The following is a 14,247-nucleotide window of genomic DNA, read 5'->3' as shown; positions in this document are numbered from 1 at the left end:
TTTCAGCGGGTTCCGGGCGAGCCGCCGGTCGAGGAGTCGCCGCCGGCGCTCAGCGACCAGACGAGCAGGCCGAGCGAGGCGAGCGCGACGAAGATGGAGACGACGTAGCCGACGGTCCCGGCCTCGCCGAGGATCGCGCCGGGCAGGAACGCGGAGACGACGAGCAGCGCGACGCCCGAGAGCGTCCCGGCCATGGCGAGGATCAGCAACCAGAACCGGACTGCGGGGTCCATGCTGGCAGTCGGTTGTCCCCCGGGCCGTATGAGCGTTCCGGCGGTCGCGACGAATCGTGTCCAGTCCTGTGACCTGACAGTCGCGTGATCTCGATAAGACTGCTGTCTACGAGAAGACATTTATATTCACACACAGATTCCGAACCATGGCAAACGGGTTCATTTTCCTAGCATTCTTGATACTTGTCGTCGGACTCATCGGAACGGTCTGGGTCTTCGTCGACGCAGCCGAGAACAGCTCGCAAAGCGCGGTTCTTTGGGGACTCGTCGCTCTCTTCGGTGGATTTCTCGGCATTCTCCTCTATGCACTTCTCGGACGGGACGGCGGGACCGAAGACGACCGAACACGATCCGTTCCCGACCGAGGGACGGGAAAGATCAGTCACCGGTGTCAGTCGTGTGGCGAGAAGTATTACGCTCCCGACAGCGACATCAACACCTGCCGATCCTGTGGAGGCATCCGTGTCGAGCGGCTGAACTGACGCGACAATACCTCAGCTACGACTACCACAGGGTCCGGGGATGGACCGATCCATCCGAACTGGTCCGACGGAGTCCTGCGAGGACTACAGCCTGAGACAGAGCGGTACGTCTACACCCTATCCTGAACACGTTCGACCCGTCGTATCGTCGACGTGCTTACAAAAATGCCGTTCAGCGAACCGTTTTGACGGTGGCACTCCGGTGATCGGTCATGTCGAACGAGCGGCCGAGCGGCGGGACGGACTGGCGAACCGCGGGCGAGTGGATCCGGCTGACCGACACGGAGGCGGCCTTGCCACCGCGGGAGACGACGTTCACCGACGCACAGGCCGGCGCGAACTTCGTCGTCTTCGAACCGGGCTGGCTGCCCGACGATTGCGCGGTCGTCGAGACCACGTTCCGGCCGGAGCAGCCGCCGGGTCGGCCCGAAGGCGTCGACGCCGAGGAATTGGGACAGACGCCGTGGAGCGACGGGAACCCGTGCGCGCTCCGGGCAGTGGTCGAGGGAGAGGGCCGCCGACTGCGGATCAAGGAGTTCCTCTACGACTGGGCGCCGCCAGCGGCGAGTATCGCGCCGCTGTGGGGCACCGAGGACCCGACACCCGTCGACGCGGGCGACGCGGTCGGCTTCCTCGGGACCGACTACAAGGACAACCGCGGCGCCTGCGTCCAGCGGGCGCGCACGCAGATCGAGGTATCGGTTCTCGCCGGCGAGTTCACCGACGAGGAACTCGAATCCCTGCTCGACGGGCTGGAACCGGCGACTGACCCTGCGTCGCGGGACTCGGGGGCCACGGCCGTTCGGCAGGTCCCGTTCCATCGGCTGAGCTACTGGGCCCGCTATCGGTTCGAGTCGGTCGGCGTGCCTCACGGGCTGTGGGACCACGGCATCGCGCGGCCGTACCACGAGTGCGTCCCGTGCTCGCCCGCGGCGCTGGGCGACGCGGAGCCGCAACTGCTCGTTCCCGGCGAGAGTGACGGTAGCGAGCGTGACGTCGGCGGAGAGTTCGCCCTCGATTCGGTGGTGGCGTTCCCCGGGGCCGACGCCGTCGAGGCGGTCTACCGCCACGAAGCGACCGGGAGCGACCACCTCTGGATCACCGCGGCGGCCCCGGACAGCGCGCTCGCGCCCGAGTTGCCGCCCGAACCGGCCGACCAGCCCGCGGCAGTGCGCGAGTCCGTTGCGCTGCGGGATACGACCGTCCACTACGCGGCGCTGACCGAGGACCGCGGGGCGTGGGAAGCGGTCTGGACCGAGAACGGGGTCACATACGTCGTCGTCGCCGGCGCGTCGAGAGCGCTCGACGGCGAGGGCTTCCGCCGGTTGGTCGACGGACTGGAACCTGCCTGACGCAGAACGGGCCGGCGACGGTTCGGTCGCCGTTCAGAACAGGTCGTCGTCCGTCAGTTCAGAGACGACTTCCCGTACTCGCTGGGCCTGCCGTTTCGGGACGACGAGCGTGCGATCGCCGTAGGAGGCCACGACGAGGTCGTCGACGCCGACGACGCTGACGTGGCCGTCGGTCGCGACGACGGTGTTCTCGGCGTCGATGGTCAGCGCGTCGCCGAGGGTCACGTTCCCGTCCGCGTCGGCGTCGAGGACGCGCTCGATGGCGTCCCACGCGCCGAGGTCGTCCCACTCGAAGGTCGCGGGGACCAGCGCGGCGTTCTCGGTCGCCTCCATGACGGCGTAGTCGACGCTGACCGGGTCGACGGCGTCGAACCCGCGCTCGGGATCGCCGTCGTCCATGGCTTCCACGAGGGGGGCGAGGTCCGTCTCGGCCGCTTCGCGGAGGAAGGCGTCGGGCGTCCAGGCGAACATCCCGGCGTTCCAGTAGTAGCCGTGGTGGCGGTAGCGCATGGCCGCGCCCTGGTCGGGTTTCTCCGTGAACTTCTCGACGGGGTAGTAGGTGCGTCCGCTATCGGTCTCCCGCTCGTCGCCGGGTTTGACGTAGCCGTAGCCCGTCTCGGGACGGGTGGGTTCGACGCCGACAGTCACCAGCGAGTCGGTCTCGGCCGCGACCGCTGCGGCGTCGGTCATGGTCTCGGCGAAGTCCCCCTCGACGTGGTGGTCGCTGGGGAGGCAGACGAGCGTGCAGTCGCCCACCTGCTCGCGGATGCGGTGGGCCGCGTAGGCCAGCGCCGGCCCGGTGTCTTTCGGCTCGGGTTCGGTGAGAACGCCCGCGTTCGGGGCGTGCTCGCGGACCTGGTCGGCCAGGTCGGGTCTGGTGAGGACGTACACCTCGTCGGCGAAGCCGGCGCGGTCGACCGTGTCGGCGAGCAGCGACTGGTCGCTACCGAACGAGAGGAACTGCTTCGGGCGGTCGCTCCGACTCGCGGGGTATAGCCGGGTGCCGGTGCCGCCGGCGAGGACGACGGCGACGACGGTGTCGGTCATGTGTGCGCGGTCGAGCGGCGCGGCAAAATAGCCGGCGGCTTCCGGGGGGCCGTCGCGCGGCCGCCGTCAGCGTGCGTCGAGGAACGCGCGCAGTTCGTCTGCGGTGCGGGCCGGCGCTTCGCTGGGGCCGCTGTGGCTCACGCCGTCGAAGTCGACGAGCCGACTCGACGGGAGCGCCTCGTGGACCGCACGGGCGCTGTCGCGGAGGAACTGCGGGCCCTCGGTGCCCGTGAGCACGAGCACCGGCAGGCCCGCGTCGAGCCGCTCGGGCAGTTCGTGTCGCTCGACGGCGCGGTTCATCCGAATCACCGCTTCGACGAGGTCGACACACTCGGGCCAGACCGGCCAGTCTGCGAGCCAGGCGTCCAGGTCGTCGACCTCGCCGGCGCAGACGACCTGCTCGACGTAGAGCTTCATCGACCCCTCGCGGTCGCCTGCGTCGAGCCGGTCTTGCATGCGGTCGGCCAGGTCGGCGTGCTCGGCGAAGTCCTCGGGGAGAATCGCGGGCTCGTAGGCGGCGACGGCCTCGACCGCGCGCTCCCCGTCGGCCGAGAGCGCTCGCGCCGTCTCGATGGCCGTGAGCGCGCCGAACGAGTGGCCGAGTAGGATCGGGGTGCCGTCGACGGCGTCGACGAGCGCGCGGACGTATTCGACCTCGCGGGTCAGGACCTCCTCGGGACCGGTCTCGTCGAGACTGTCGAGGCAGGTGCCGAAGCCCGGTCGCTGCGGGACGACGACGGCGTACTCCTCGAAGTGGGGGATTACGGGTTGCCAGTACTCCCGCGGCGCCATCCCACCGTGGAGGCAGATTAGCGGCTGGCCGTCGCCGTGGATTTCGTACTCGATCTCGGTGCCGTCTGCGGTCTGTGTCGTCTGCATGGAGATCGATGGTATCGGACGGAGCGACTATCGTTGACTCTCAGTGGTGCGGCCCTTTTTATTCCCAGTCGCCGTGTCACCGTTTTCGACGCCGAGTCGCGCGTACCCTCTCTCGCCTGCGTTCGAGAGTACGTTCGATACGATCGATACACAATACATTGAATACGTTTGATACGGTATTTCCGTTATGCCGATCAGCACGGACCGGTTCGAGCAACTGGGTGCCGACGGGGAGGAAGACGGGCCGACGCCGGGCACGAACGCGGCGGCGATCCTCGCGTTTCTCCGGGATAACCCTGACAAGGCGTACACGCAGAGCGAGATCGCGGACGCGACGGACGTGAAAGCGGGGTCCGTCGGGCCGACGCTCGTCCGGTTACGCGAGCGAGGCCGCGTCGACCACCGGGGGCACTACTGGCGCGTCAGTGACCACGAGCGAAGCGTGGACGCAGCCGCCGGTCAGTCCGCAGCCGCGCTAGCGAGTCGAGAAGCGGGCGACGAGACCCCGGAGATGGCAGCCTGGCGGGACCACGCCGTCGACCCTCGCGAGCACCGCGATGAGTCCTGACAGGTTCGCCGCCGGGGACGTGTTCTGGGCGCCGGATCCGTACAACGCGGGTGGAGACCCGAGACCGTGGCTGGTGCTGGCCGCCGACGCCGTCCCGTACGCCGGTGAGGAATACGTCTGTGCGGGGCTGACGCTGAGTGATCTCCCGGACAACATCGAAATCACCGACGGGGACTGGGCCGTGGGGTCCGACCCCGAGCGCACGTCGTACTGTTCGCCGTGGGTGCTGGCGACGGTCAAACACGATGCAGTAGCGAGTGCGCAGGGTTCAGTTACCGATTCGTTCACCCAACGGGTCGTCGAACGGAGCGTCTCGTACCTTTCCGGTGACGTGCCTGCGGAATCCTGAGCCGTCCGTCACTGACGGCGAGTGACGGCGATGTGTTGGACGGCAGCGTTCACCGTGACTGTTCGACAGGCCGCGGTTCCGCCTCAACGTGTGTTTCGACGAGATGGGTCTGGGCACGCCGGAGACGCTCGGAACACGAGGAGGCGGAGATGCCGAGTTCGGCGGCCACGTCTTCGAGCGACGCCGTCCGCGGGATCTCGAAGTACCCCATCTCGTAGGCGGTCCGGACGGCGTCGTGCTGGGGGCCGGTCAGGCTGTCGCCGTTCGAGTCTCCACCGGCTCCGGCGAACCGGTCGTCCGCGTCGTCACCGACGCGGGTGAGCTTGCGGAGGCGGAACGGGACGTTGCGCTGCCAGAACGTCCGCAGTTCGTCGAACGCGGCGCGGTCGGCGAAGCGACCCGACTGGACCCACCCGGTCGGCGTCGCGCGGATGCGTTCGATGTGGGTCGGCGTCTCGTAGAGCGCCCGCAGGTCGTCGAGATCGTCGAGGTGGTCGCCGAGTTGCTCGGCCATACTCGTTCCCGGCCGGATCGAGTAGCGGCTGGCCTCGTCGTCGCGGACGACGAGCGTGTACTCGCCGACGAACGGCGTCCGCTGGAACTCCGCCTCGACCGCCGCGACCGTCTCGTCGCTCCCGCGGACGTGGGCGGTGAAGCGCGGCCGCTCGCTCATCCCCGGACTGATCGCGAGTTCGATATCGGCGTCGGGAACGCTCGCCGCCACGTCAACTAGGGGGAGGGCGTCGCAGCCGATCTCGTACTCGGCGCGGAGGGCCATACGATTCGGTCTCGAGCGGGGATGTCAAGTGTCCGTCGAAAACAGCGTACTCACCACGTCTCGATTTCGCCCGCGCGGATGTCCTCGACGCAGCCCTGACAGTCCTGTGACTGCGGGTCGAAACAGCCCGGCTTGTACTCGGGGTCGAGTTCCACCGCGCGGCGCTCGGCGTAGCGGCGACAGACGATCTTCGCGCGGCCGTCGTCGCCGAACGGCAGGTCGGCCTGCGTGGCCCGTTTGGCGCGTCTGTACGCGCGTTTGGCCTCGCCGACCTGCTTGCCCGCCGACCGGAGTTTTTCCCGGAGGATGCGCTCGATGCGGTCGTCCGCCATCTGTCCGTGGGTTGGAGTCGGTGGGTCAAAGTCCCGTCGGCCTTCGAGTTGGTAGATCTGGGAGAGGTGGAGCGGTGAGTGCCGAAGTGGCCGACGACGCCTCGAACAGCGTGGAAGCCCCGAGGCGTTCGAGGACTGCGCACCGATAGACTCGCTTCGCTCGTCTATCGAGGTCACGCTCGGCTCCGCCTCGCGTGACACTCGCTGCGCGCTTCGTCGCTCACTCCGTTCGCTCCTGCAGTGCTTGCGTCGCCTCGTCTCTCGAACGCCTCGCCCCTTTCATTCCACCCGACCGCACAGCACCGTGCCTCACTCCTCCCCAACCGACTGCGGTGCTCGGTCGCTTCGCTCCCTGCGCTCCTCATCCCTCGCACGATGCTGTCGCGAGATGAAACTCGCGACAGCGCGCGCCACCGCACCGCACTGCTCACCAGTACACTATCCACACCGCCGCTATCCCTCGATTTTTCACTTTCACTCCGCTGGCCGAGTGTTTATATACGGGGGCGACCAAGAGACGACTGTCTCCCACCGAAAACAACGTGGAGACAGGAACGACACAGATGACGGATTTGCGTACACAAGCGACAGAGATACACGAACAGTTCTCAGACCAGCTCGACATTTCCGTCGACGACGTGGAGGAACGTCTCGACACGCTGGTCAACGAGTACAAGGTCCCCCTCTCGGAGGCCCGCCGGAGCGTCACCAACACCTACCTCGACGAGGCGGGGATGGAGCGCGACGAGCTCGGCGGTGGCGGCGGCTCGGGCAACGAGCAGGTCGAGATCGCCGACGTCGACGCGCCCGAAGAGTGGGTCGATCTGACGGCGAAGGTGACCGAACTCTGGGACGCGACCTCCGACGCGGTCGCACAGGTCGGCCTGCTCGGCGACGAGACGGGCACGATCAAGTTCACGAAGTGGTCGAAGTCCGACCTCCCGGACCTGGAGGAGGGCAACGTCTACCACCTGCGGAACGTCGTCACCGACGAGTACGAGGGCCGCTTCTCGGTCAAGCTCAACCGGACGACGGTGATCGAGGAGCGCGACGAGGACATCGAAGTCGGGAGCGACGACGTGACCGTCGAGGGCGCGCTCGTCGACATCCAGTCCGGGTCGGGGCTCATCAAGCGCTGTCCCGAGGAGGACTGCACGCGCGTCCTCCAGAACGGCCGCTGCAACGAGCACGGCGAGGTCGAGGGCGAGTTCGACCTGCGGATCAAGGGCGTGCTCGACGACGGCGAGGAGGTCCACGAGGTCCTCTTCAACAAGGAGGCCACCGAGGACCTGACGGGCATCACGCTCGAAGAGGCCCAGGAGATGGCGATGGACGCGCTGGACACGTCTGTCGTCGCCGACGAGATGCGCGCGGACCTGCTCGGGAAGTACTACCGCATCACCGGGCCGACGTTCCGCCGCTACGTGCTGGTCGACGACGTGGAGCGACTCTCCGAGCCGACGGATGCAGAGGCCGTGCTGATCAAAGCGAGGTCGATCTAAATGGCGACGACACCAACGCGCGAGGTCGCCCGCCGCGTGTTCGCGGGCGAGTTCAACGACGCGCACTACACGTTCAAGGAGAGCGACGACGAGCGAGCGCCGGTCTACCTGCTGCTCCCGACGGGCGAGCGGGCCAACCGCGTGTTCATCGTCGGGACGCTCATGGAGACCGAGGACGTCGGCGACGACAGCGAGTACTGGCAGGGCCAGGTCATCGACCCCAACGGCGACCGCTACTACATGTACGCCGGCCAGTACCAGCCCGACGCGGCGTCGATGCTGCGCGAGCTGGAGCCGCCGGCCTACATCTCGGTCGTCGGCAAGCCGCGAACCTACGAGACCGACGACGGTGAAGTGAACGTCTCCGTCCGGCCGGAGTCGATCACCGAAGTCGACGCCGCCACGCGGGACCGCTGGGTCGTCGAGACGGCCGAGCGGACGCTCGAACGGATCCGCCACTACAAGGAGCAGACGAGCGACGAGGGCGACGGCGCCGCCGTCGACGAGTACGTCGCGATGGCCGCCGAGGAGTACGACCTCCCGGTGGAGAACTACCGCCGCCAGGTCGTCGAGGCCCTCGAAAGCCTCGAAGACGAGGAAGCCGTCGCGGCCGAAGCCGGCGACGCCTGAGAGCGCTCGCACTCTCGACGGTGGGCGACTGCCCGACCGCTTCGATCGGTCCGATATGCAGTCCACCACCACGCGCTACATCGCGACAATTTTTTCGTTTGAAATAACAGGAACGCCCGTCGATCCGCCGACGGGTGACTGGATCGGTCGCTACACCCGGTTACATTATCATATTTGATACTCACCCAAGTTGAGAAACGCACGATTCAGGCCGTCTATCGATTTATTTCACGTCGGACGCCGCTCGTGCCAGCGTCTGACAAATGATTAAGTGGGATGCGCTTCGAGTGGTGGACAATGAGTAAGAACAAGACGATCTCCTTTCGCGTGAGCGAGGACAAGTTCGAGACGCTCCGCGAGATCGCCGACGAGCGGGATCTCTCGCTGTCGGCGGTCTTCCGGGACTACGTCGACATGCTCGTTGCGCACGACGGGCAGGTCGAGGTGGTGCCGGAGCACCAACTGAACGAGTCGAGCGCGAGCAGCAGCGACACCGAGAGCTTCCCGCCGAAAGTCGAGGTGCCCAAGAGCTTCGTCCGCGAACACGAGCGCCTCGAACTCGAGGCCGAGCACCTCCGCGAACAGCTCGAAGAGCACAAGCGCTACGTGACGAAGCTCCGCCAGCAGCTCGACGAGCACGACCAGGAAGACGTCGTCCAGCTCGAAGACCTCGACGGCGGCGAGGACGACGAGGAAGCGTCCTACCGGCTGGGCAACTTCGAAGAGTCGGTCTGATTCCCTCGACCGGCACCTCTCCCTTTGCGCTCTTCTCTTCCGTTTTATCCAGAGTAACAGCGTCTAGCCATCCACCGCGGAACGAGCCGTTCCACGACATGGTCACGGCGATAGTGGAGTGACTCTTGCGTATCGGGGTGTCAAATGGCCGCTCACGCGGAGTCAGCCATATATCGGTGAACAATACCGAAGTGGCGTAGCCGAGACCACAACCTCGTTACTCGGCATATTCGAGATCTTCAGCGAGTTCGACTTCGGTGTAGTGACGTGGGATCTCGCGCTTACCGAGTAGCTCTTGAAGCTCTCGTTTGGACACCTCTGCTAACGCGCGTGCCTTACCGAACGAGAGAATATCACGCGCATACAGTGAAACAGCTAACTCTCGCTTCATCACCTGCGGACGCTCCCGTTCGGGGATCTGCATCGCCTCGTACACTTCATCGTCGATCTCGATAGTAGACATACGTACGGATTTGATGACCCGATCATTGAGTGTTTGGCCGGTTCGCTTCACTACGATACACGCCGGCGCGGTCTGTACTGGATAGCAATCCTACCTCGAAACCGATAGTACGGGCGACAGAGACTCCGATTCGAGTGCGTTCCCGATACTGCTACAGGAGTTCTTCGCGCTTCCGCCGGGCGTCGCTCGCGGCGCCGTCCCGGCCGTCGACGTCGGCTAGCGTCTCGACCGCTTCGAGCGTGCGGACGGCGCCGTCGAGGAAGGAGAGCACGTCGCCCGGATAGGCGTAGAGCATGTAGTCGTCGCCCATCACGTCGACGATGGCGTCGGGGCCCAGGCCCTGTGCGCGGAGTTCGAGGAGGTAGCTAACGAACTTCTCCTCGGGGTGGCCACAGTGGGGGTTGGCCTCGCAAGCGCAGTCCATGAAGTCTGTCGCAAAGTCGAGCACGCGGTCCTGGGTCGCGTCGTCGAGCTTCGCGAGGTTCTCCGCCTGGAACAGCATGTCCATCGTCGCCCCCTTGAACGCGCCCTTGGGGAACGACGTCTCTAGCTGCGAGGCGATCTGCTGGTGATTCTTGACGTAGATCTTGTCCGTGATGGCCACGGCTATCTACCGAGAGGCGCCAGGGCGTGAAAAGCGTCTCGGACGGCGACCGACGCTGGGCGAGCGGGGTGTTCGGCCGGCCGTCTCCGCCGACACCTACTCGATCCGGAAGGAGTCGAAGTCGCAGTATCCATCCGTCGCTTCGGCGCCGTCCGGCCGAACTGCGAACAGTCCGATCTTCGCGCCGATCCAGCGCCCCTGCTGTGCCTGGAACGGCTCACCGACCTGCTCGAAGTCGCCGTCGCCCGTCGCGTACGCGAACTGGACGCGTCCGCCGTCTTCGACGGTCGCGCGGAGCTGCGCGGACGGGCTTTGGAGGGGCACTCGTTCCACCGCTTCGTCGGGTTCGCCGTCTACCGGTGCGGTGTTACGTCCCTGTACTAGTTCCGCGCCCTCAGCTGTCCGGCGAACGCTGAGGTAGGCGTACTCTTCGCCCATGACGAGGAGACCCCCGTGCCCGGCCCCTTCGTCGAGTTCGCACTTGATCGCCGTCGTCGCCGTGAACGACGGAGCGGGGAACTTCTGGAGGAGCAGGTTCGGGACGGTCCACAGGTTCTCGGCCTCGTCCATGGCCTGCGGGAACAGACGGAGCGCGTCGGGGCGGTGGGTGAGCGAGTGCCAGCCGTACTGGGGGTTGCCGTGCCACTGCCACTGGAGTCCCAGGCGCGCCGACTCGAATTCGTCGGACGTCTGGGGGACCATCACGGGGAGGTCGTCAGCGGCGACGTCGGGCTTTTCGTGTGTCTCGACCGGTTCGCCCGTGCCGTCGCCGTCCTCGTCGCGGCCGATGACGGGCCACCCATCCTCCCAGGACATGGGCTGGAGGTGGACGATTCGGCCGTATGGGTCCTTTTCCTGGAAGTGGACGAACCAGTCCTCGCCGCTCGGGGTGTCGACCCAGGCGCCCTGGTGTGGTCCGTTGATGTCGGTGTCGCCCTGGGCGAGGACGACCCGATCTTCGTAGGGGCCGTAGATGTCCTCGGAGCGCAGGACCGTCTGCCAGCCGTCGCTGACGCCGCCGGCGGGCGCGAAGATGTAGTAGTCTCCGTCGCGCTTGTAGAATTTCGGGCCTTCGATTGTCGGGTGGTCGTCGTGGCCGTCGAACACCTCCCGGCTCTCGCCGGTGAGGTGTGTCGCGTCTTCGGCCATCGGCGCGACGTGGAGGACGCTGTTGATGCCGGCACGACTCTTGGCGAACGCGTGGACGAGATACGCGTCCCCGTCGTCGTCCCAGAACGGCGCCGTGTCGATCCAGCCCTCGGCCTCGTGGACGAGATGCAGGTCCGACCACTCGCCGCGGGGGTCGTCGGTTTTGGTCACGTAGACGCCGCGGTCGGGGTCGCCGTAGAAGATGTAGAACGTCCCGTCGTGGTAGTTGAACGAGGGCGCCCAGACGCCGTTGCCGTGTTGCGGGCGGTCGAAGGCGGGCGGTAGCTCCTCGACTGCGTGGTTGATGAGCCGCCAGTTCACGAGGTCCCGGGAGTGGAGGATCGGCAGCGCCGGCACGGCGTTGAAACTCGACGCGGTCATGAAGAAGTCCTCACCGACGCGAACCACGTCGGGGTCGGAGTAGTCCGCGTAGACGACCGGGTTCCGGTAGCGGTCGTCGTCGAGATTCGGGTCCCAGACGGCGGATGAGCGTCCCATGTCTGCCGATATCAACCAATCCAGAGATAAGCGTTCGGTTCCCGGTAGCGAGGTGCGTGCCCGCAGTTCGGCCCACCGTTCGAATCGCCGCTCCGACCCTCACCGAACGGGCGACCATCGTGACGTGGGCCGGCGTCGCAGGGGCCGTCGATCCCTGTGAATCTCCGAGGCCCAGAGCAGTCGAGCGCGTACGCTTCGAGTGATCGGCTGTGATTGCTGAGTGAGACGGACGCCGACGCCAACGCCGGTAGCGACCGCAACGAGGGGGTGCGTGCTTCCGCGCCCGGTCGAGCGACGGTCAGAGGTCCGCGGTGTCGAAACGGTAGTAGCCGATCGCGATCGGGGCGACCAGCCAGAACGCGAGGACGGCGAAGCCGATCTCGGGCACCGCGTAGAAGGCGTCGATGCTCGCGCCGGCGAACGTCTGGGTGGGCAGCGACGCCGCGACGTCGGGGAGCAGCGCCGTCAGCACCGAGACGTAGGCCGTCGACGGTGGCACCTGCATCACGAGGAAGGTCCAGTCGGGCAGCTGCTGGGGGAGCGCGAAGCCGTTGACGACGTAGACGACCCCCAGCGGGACGACGTCCCAGAGGAACTCGAAGACCACGAAGAAGCCGATCGCGAGCGTCGTCGCGCGCGAGGTGGACCCCGTCGTCGCCGAGATGCCGACGACGAGCGCGACGTACACAGCCGTGAACAGAAGCGTCGCGACCAGGAACAGCGCGACCGTCAGTGCGTCGACCGTCCCGAGCATCGCGAACGCGAACCCGAAGCCGATCAGGAGGCCGATGGCGAGCGCGAGCGAGAGGACGCCCATCCGCCCGAGTAGCTTGCCGAAGAGTACGTCCCGACGGCGATGCGGGAGCGCGAGCATGAGCTTGATGCTCCCGATCTCCCGCTCGCCCGCGATCGCCTTGTAGCAGATCACGATGGCGGTCAGCGAGACGAACAGGCTCACGATCCCCGCCGTGAAGAAGACGAGGCCGCCGATCGAGGGCTCGGCTCCGGGGCTGACGAGTCCGGGGAACTCGACGTACGAGTACGTCAGGAGCAGGGAGAGGGCGACGAACACGCCAAGGAGCGCCCAGAGCGCCCGCGACTGGACCGCGTCGCGGAAGTCCTTCTTCGCGATGGCGAGCGTGCTCACTGTTTTACCTCCTGTCTCTCGGTCGTGTACTCGGCGAACAGATCCTCCAGCGAGGACTCGTCGATCGAGAAGTCGCGGATCTCGACGCCGCGCTCGTCGAGTGCCTGCAGCACCTCGAACTTCGAGCCGTCGCGGGTCATCGACACCTGCATCCGGTCGCCGTCGAGCGTCGCGTTCGTAACGTAGATACGGTTCTGGAGCGCCGCGGCGTCGTCCGCGTCGGCGTCTCCGACGTCGATAGTGAGCGTGGTCATCGTCTGGGTCTGGCCCCGCAGGCCGTCGATGGAGTCGACGGCGACGAGCTGCCCGCGGTTGATGATCGCCACGCGGTCGCAGATGGCCTCGACCTGCTCCATGACGTGACTGGAGAAGAAGACGGTCGTCCCGCGGTCGTTCTCCGCCTCGATGATCTCCCGCATCTGCCGGGCGCCGTTGGGGTCGAGCCCGGTCGACGGCTCGTCGAGGATCAACAGGTCGGGGTCGCCCAGCAGCGCCATGGCGAGGACGAGCCGCTGGCGCATCCCCTTCGAGTAATCGCCGGCCTTCCGGTCGGCCGCCTCGCGGATCGACACCCGCTCCAGAACCCCGTCGATGTCTACCTCGTCACCGATGTCCTTCGAATCGACGACGAAGTCGAGGTGCTGTCGACCCGTCAGCCGGTCGTAGACGTGGTAGGCGTCCGGCAGGACGCCGATCCGCCGTCGGACGGCCAGGCTCTCCTCCTGGGCATCGAGGCCCAGCACCGTCGCCGTCCCCGACGTCGGCCGGACGAAGTCCAGCAGGATGTCGATCGTAGTCGACTTACCCGCGCCGTTCGGCCCGAGGAAGCCGAATATTTCGCCCTCCTCGACGGTGAGGTCGAGCCCGTCGACTGCGAGGACGTCGCCGTAGCGCTTGGTCAACCCGTCGAGTTCGATCGCTACCACGCTCCGTCACCCCTCGATACGCCGCGCGCCCGCACTGTCGTCCGAATCACAGTAGCTCTCTCTCTCGTCACCCACGATAAGTATTATTGAATTATTTACATATAACGGATCGCTTACTCAAAGATCTTTGAGCGAGCGACGCGAAGGCCGGCGATCGCTGGACCCGGCGTTCGAGCGGGCACGTCGATTCGCTCGTGGCGGCGTCCACCGGGCCGTCGCCGTCGGTCGCTTCGTGTGCTGAGTCCGCCGCGTCGGCGCCCGCAGGCCGCTCAGACACGTCGAGACAGGGCGATTAGGGGCGATCCGCCGACCAGCCCCAGCGTCCCGACGAGAAGCACGGCGAGTGTGTACTCAACCGCGAGCGCGACCGGCGCGAACAGGAGTACGGCTCCGACCGCGAGCATCACGACGCCACCCCAGAACTCGGCCGTGGTGTTATCCATGCGAGTCTCCGGTCATCTATACCCAGGAGACCAATGCGGAAACGTGTGGCGCCAGCGCGTGACAGTCGTCTCTCCCGACAGCAGCGTCGGAGAGATTCGCTCTGCACGGTCGGGATGGTCCAGGCAGGCG

At 66.4% G+C, this 14,247-nt stretch carries 18 protein-coding genes; 7 read left to right on the top strand and 11 right to left on the bottom strand.

Translation table 11 applies throughout. The features are described from left to right. Nucleotides 1-2 precede the first annotated feature (2 nt). A complete protein-coding gene (locus ACMGFH_RS13415) occupies nucleotides 3-233 on the bottom strand; it encodes a hypothetical protein (RefSeq protein WP_415378948.1) in 231 nt (76 codons plus the stop codon). A gap of 146 nt (nucleotides 234-379) precedes the next feature. Between ACMGFH_RS13415 and ACMGFH_RS13410 the strand changes: the two genes are divergently transcribed. Both ACMGFH_RS13410 and ACMGFH_RS13405 read left to right on the top strand, forming a co-directional pair. Further along, nucleotides 380-715, top strand: a complete 336-nt coding sequence (locus tag ACMGFH_RS13410; protein WP_415378947.1) for a hypothetical protein — start codon at nucleotides 380-382, stop codon at nucleotides 713-715. A 212-nt stretch (nucleotides 716-927) separates the two neighbouring features. Further along, nucleotides 928-2,067 (top strand): hypothetical protein, encoded by a 1,140-nt coding sequence (locus tag ACMGFH_RS13405; RefSeq protein WP_415378946.1) that lies wholly within the window; start codon nucleotides 928-930, stop codon nucleotides 2,065-2,067. Between the two features lie 33 nt (nucleotides 2,068-2,100). Here ACMGFH_RS13405 and ACMGFH_RS13400 read toward each other — a convergent pair whose 3' ends face one another. Together ACMGFH_RS13400 and ACMGFH_RS13395 are read right to left on the bottom strand one after the other, a co-directional pair. Continuing rightward, complete coding sequence (locus ACMGFH_RS13400; RefSeq protein WP_415378945.1) at nucleotides 2,101-3,114, bottom strand: mannose-1-phosphate guanylyltransferase; 1,014 nt, start codon at nucleotides 3,112-3,114, stop codon at nucleotides 2,101-2,103. A 66-nt stretch (nucleotides 3,115-3,180) separates the two neighbouring features. Continuing rightward, the gene (locus ACMGFH_RS13395) at nucleotides 3,181-3,993 is read right to left on the bottom strand and encodes an alpha/beta fold hydrolase (protein WP_415378944.1); all 813 of its coding nucleotides are present in this window, start codon (nucleotides 3,991-3,993) and stop codon (nucleotides 3,181-3,183) included. A gap of 187 nt (nucleotides 3,994-4,180) precedes the next feature. Between ACMGFH_RS13395 and ACMGFH_RS13390 the strand changes: the two genes are divergently transcribed. Next, the gene (locus ACMGFH_RS13390) at nucleotides 4,181-4,561 is read left to right on the top strand and encodes a MarR family transcriptional regulator (RefSeq protein ID WP_415378943.1); all 381 of its coding nucleotides are present in this window, start codon (nucleotides 4,181-4,183) and stop codon (nucleotides 4,559-4,561) included. Continuing rightward, nucleotides 4,551-4,910 carry a hypothetical protein gene (locus ACMGFH_RS13385; protein WP_415378942.1) on the top strand — a complete coding sequence of 120 codons (360 nt, stop codon included), beginning with the start codon at nucleotides 4,551-4,553 and terminating at the stop codon, nucleotides 4,908-4,910. The genes ACMGFH_RS13390 and ACMGFH_RS13385 overlap by 11 nt, the downstream gene beginning before the upstream one ends. A gap of 49 nt (nucleotides 4,911-4,959) precedes the next feature. On the opposite strand, the gene ACMGFH_RS13380 is transcribed toward ACMGFH_RS13385, so the two are convergent. Both ACMGFH_RS13380 and ACMGFH_RS13375 read right to left on the bottom strand, forming a co-directional pair. After that, nucleotides 4,960-5,688, bottom strand: coding sequence for a helix-turn-helix domain-containing protein (locus tag ACMGFH_RS13380; RefSeq protein ID WP_415378941.1), 729 nt, complete (start codon nucleotides 5,686-5,688; stop codon nucleotides 4,960-4,962). Between the two features lie 50 nt (nucleotides 5,689-5,738). Next, entirely contained in the window at nucleotides 5,739-6,020 is a 282-nt protein-coding gene (locus tag ACMGFH_RS13375; protein WP_415378940.1) for a hypothetical protein, read from the bottom strand. Nucleotides 6,021-6,583: 563 nt separating this feature from the next. On the opposite strand from ACMGFH_RS13375, the gene ACMGFH_RS13370 reads away from it, so the two are divergent. From ACMGFH_RS13370 to ACMGFH_RS13360, 3 genes are all read left to right on the top strand, one after another. Then, nucleotides 6,584-7,522, top strand: coding sequence for a replication factor A (locus tag ACMGFH_RS13370; RefSeq protein ID WP_415378939.1), 939 nt, complete (start codon nucleotides 6,584-6,586; stop codon nucleotides 7,520-7,522). After that, nucleotides 7,523-8,152 (top strand): RPA family protein, encoded by a 630-nt coding sequence (locus ACMGFH_RS13365; RefSeq protein WP_415378938.1) that lies wholly within the window; start codon nucleotides 7,523-7,525, stop codon nucleotides 8,150-8,152. Between the two features lie 297 nt (nucleotides 8,153-8,449). Then, nucleotides 8,450-8,887, top strand: coding sequence for a CopG family transcriptional regulator (locus ACMGFH_RS13360; protein WP_415378937.1), 438 nt, complete (start codon nucleotides 8,450-8,452; stop codon nucleotides 8,885-8,887). 217 nt (nucleotides 8,888-9,104) lie between these two features. On the opposite strand, the gene ACMGFH_RS13355 is transcribed toward ACMGFH_RS13360, so the two are convergent. From ACMGFH_RS13355 to ACMGFH_RS13330, 6 genes are all read right to left on the bottom strand, one after another. Beyond that, nucleotides 9,105-9,350, bottom strand: a complete 246-nt coding sequence (locus tag ACMGFH_RS13355; protein ID WP_415378936.1) for a UPF0175 family protein — start codon at nucleotides 9,348-9,350, stop codon at nucleotides 9,105-9,107. Between the two features lie 151 nt (nucleotides 9,351-9,501). Next, nucleotides 9,502-9,954, bottom strand: coding sequence for a DUF5814 domain-containing protein (locus ACMGFH_RS13350; protein WP_415378935.1), 453 nt, complete (start codon nucleotides 9,952-9,954; stop codon nucleotides 9,502-9,504). A 96-nt stretch (nucleotides 9,955-10,050) separates the two neighbouring features. Further along, nucleotides 10,051-11,601: a glycoside hydrolase 43 family protein gene (locus ACMGFH_RS13345; RefSeq protein ID WP_415378934.1), complete on the bottom strand. Its 1,551-nt coding sequence runs from the start codon at nucleotides 11,599-11,601 to the stop codon at nucleotides 10,051-10,053. A gap of 298 nt (nucleotides 11,602-11,899) precedes the next feature. Next, the gene (locus tag ACMGFH_RS13340; RefSeq protein ID WP_415378933.1) at nucleotides 11,900-12,748 is read right to left on the bottom strand and encodes an ABC transporter permease subunit; all 849 of its coding nucleotides are present in this window, start codon (nucleotides 12,746-12,748) and stop codon (nucleotides 11,900-11,902) included. Then, nucleotides 12,745-13,674 carry an ABC transporter ATP-binding protein gene (locus tag ACMGFH_RS13335; protein WP_415378932.1) on the bottom strand — a complete coding sequence of 310 codons (930 nt, stop codon included), beginning with the start codon at nucleotides 13,672-13,674 and terminating at the stop codon, nucleotides 12,745-12,747. Before ACMGFH_RS13335 ends, ACMGFH_RS13340 begins: the two co-directional genes overlap by 4 nt. A gap of 269 nt (nucleotides 13,675-13,943) precedes the next feature. Next, complete coding sequence (locus tag ACMGFH_RS13330; RefSeq protein WP_415378931.1) at nucleotides 13,944-14,117, bottom strand: hypothetical protein; 174 nt, start codon at nucleotides 14,115-14,117, stop codon at nucleotides 13,944-13,946. Nucleotides 14,118-14,247: the final 130 nt, after the last annotated feature.

The organism is Halosimplex rarum (assembly GCF_047715405.1).
GTDB lineage: Archaea > Halobacteriota > Halobacteria > Halobacteriales > Haloarculaceae > Halosimplex > Halosimplex rarum.
The sequence above is the reverse complement of the archived record's forward strand: the minus strand, read 5'-3'. Positions and strand labels throughout refer to the sequence as shown.

What these genes read in the sequence shown, in the direction of transcription:
- ACMGFH_RS13415 (WP_415378948.1), bottom strand. Translation starts at nt 233, where the DNA reads ATGGACCCCGCAGTCCGGTTCTGGTTGCTGATCCTCGCCATGGCCGGG.
- ACMGFH_RS13410 (WP_415378947.1), top strand. Translation starts at nt 380, where the DNA reads ATGGCAAACGGGTTCATTTTCCTAGCATTCTTGATACTTGTCGTCGGA.
- ACMGFH_RS13405 (WP_415378946.1), top strand. Translation starts at nt 928, where the DNA reads ATGTCGAACGAGCGGCCGAGCGGCGGGACGGACTGGCGAACCGCGGGC.
- ACMGFH_RS13400 (WP_415378945.1), bottom strand. Translation starts at nt 3,114, where the DNA reads ATGACCGACACCGTCGTCGCCGTCGTCCTCGCCGGCGGCACCGGCACC.
- ACMGFH_RS13395 (WP_415378944.1), bottom strand. Translation starts at nt 3,993, where the DNA reads ATGCAGACGACACAGACCGCAGACGGCACCGAGATCGAGTACGAAATC.
- ACMGFH_RS13390 (WP_415378943.1), top strand. Translation starts at nt 4,181, where the DNA reads ATGCCGATCAGCACGGACCGGTTCGAGCAACTGGGTGCCGACGGGGAG.
- ACMGFH_RS13385 (WP_415378942.1), top strand. Translation starts at nt 4,551, where the DNA reads ATGAGTCCTGACAGGTTCGCCGCCGGGGACGTGTTCTGGGCGCCGGAT.
- ACMGFH_RS13380 (WP_415378941.1), bottom strand. Translation starts at nt 5,688, where the DNA reads ATGGCCCTCCGCGCCGAGTACGAGATCGGCTGCGACGCCCTCCCCCTA.
- ACMGFH_RS13375 (WP_415378940.1), bottom strand. Translation starts at nt 6,020, where the DNA reads ATGGCGGACGACCGCATCGAGCGCATCCTCCGGGAAAAACTCCGGTCG.
- ACMGFH_RS13370 (WP_415378939.1), top strand. Translation starts at nt 6,584, where the DNA reads ATGACGGATTTGCGTACACAAGCGACAGAGATACACGAACAGTTCTCA.
- ACMGFH_RS13365 (WP_415378938.1), top strand. Translation starts at nt 7,523, where the DNA reads ATGGCGACGACACCAACGCGCGAGGTCGCCCGCCGCGTGTTCGCGGGC.
- ACMGFH_RS13360 (WP_415378937.1), top strand. Translation starts at nt 8,450, where the DNA reads ATGAGTAAGAACAAGACGATCTCCTTTCGCGTGAGCGAGGACAAGTTC.
- ACMGFH_RS13355 (WP_415378936.1), bottom strand. Translation starts at nt 9,350, where the DNA reads ATGTCTACTATCGAGATCGACGATGAAGTGTACGAGGCGATGCAGATC.
- ACMGFH_RS13345 (WP_415378934.1), bottom strand. Translation starts at nt 11,601, where the DNA reads ATGGGACGCTCATCCGCCGTCTGGGACCCGAATCTCGACGACGACCGC.
- ACMGFH_RS13330 (WP_415378931.1), bottom strand. Translation starts at nt 14,117, where the DNA reads ATGGATAACACCACGGCCGAGTTCTGGGGTGGCGTCGTGATGCTCGCG.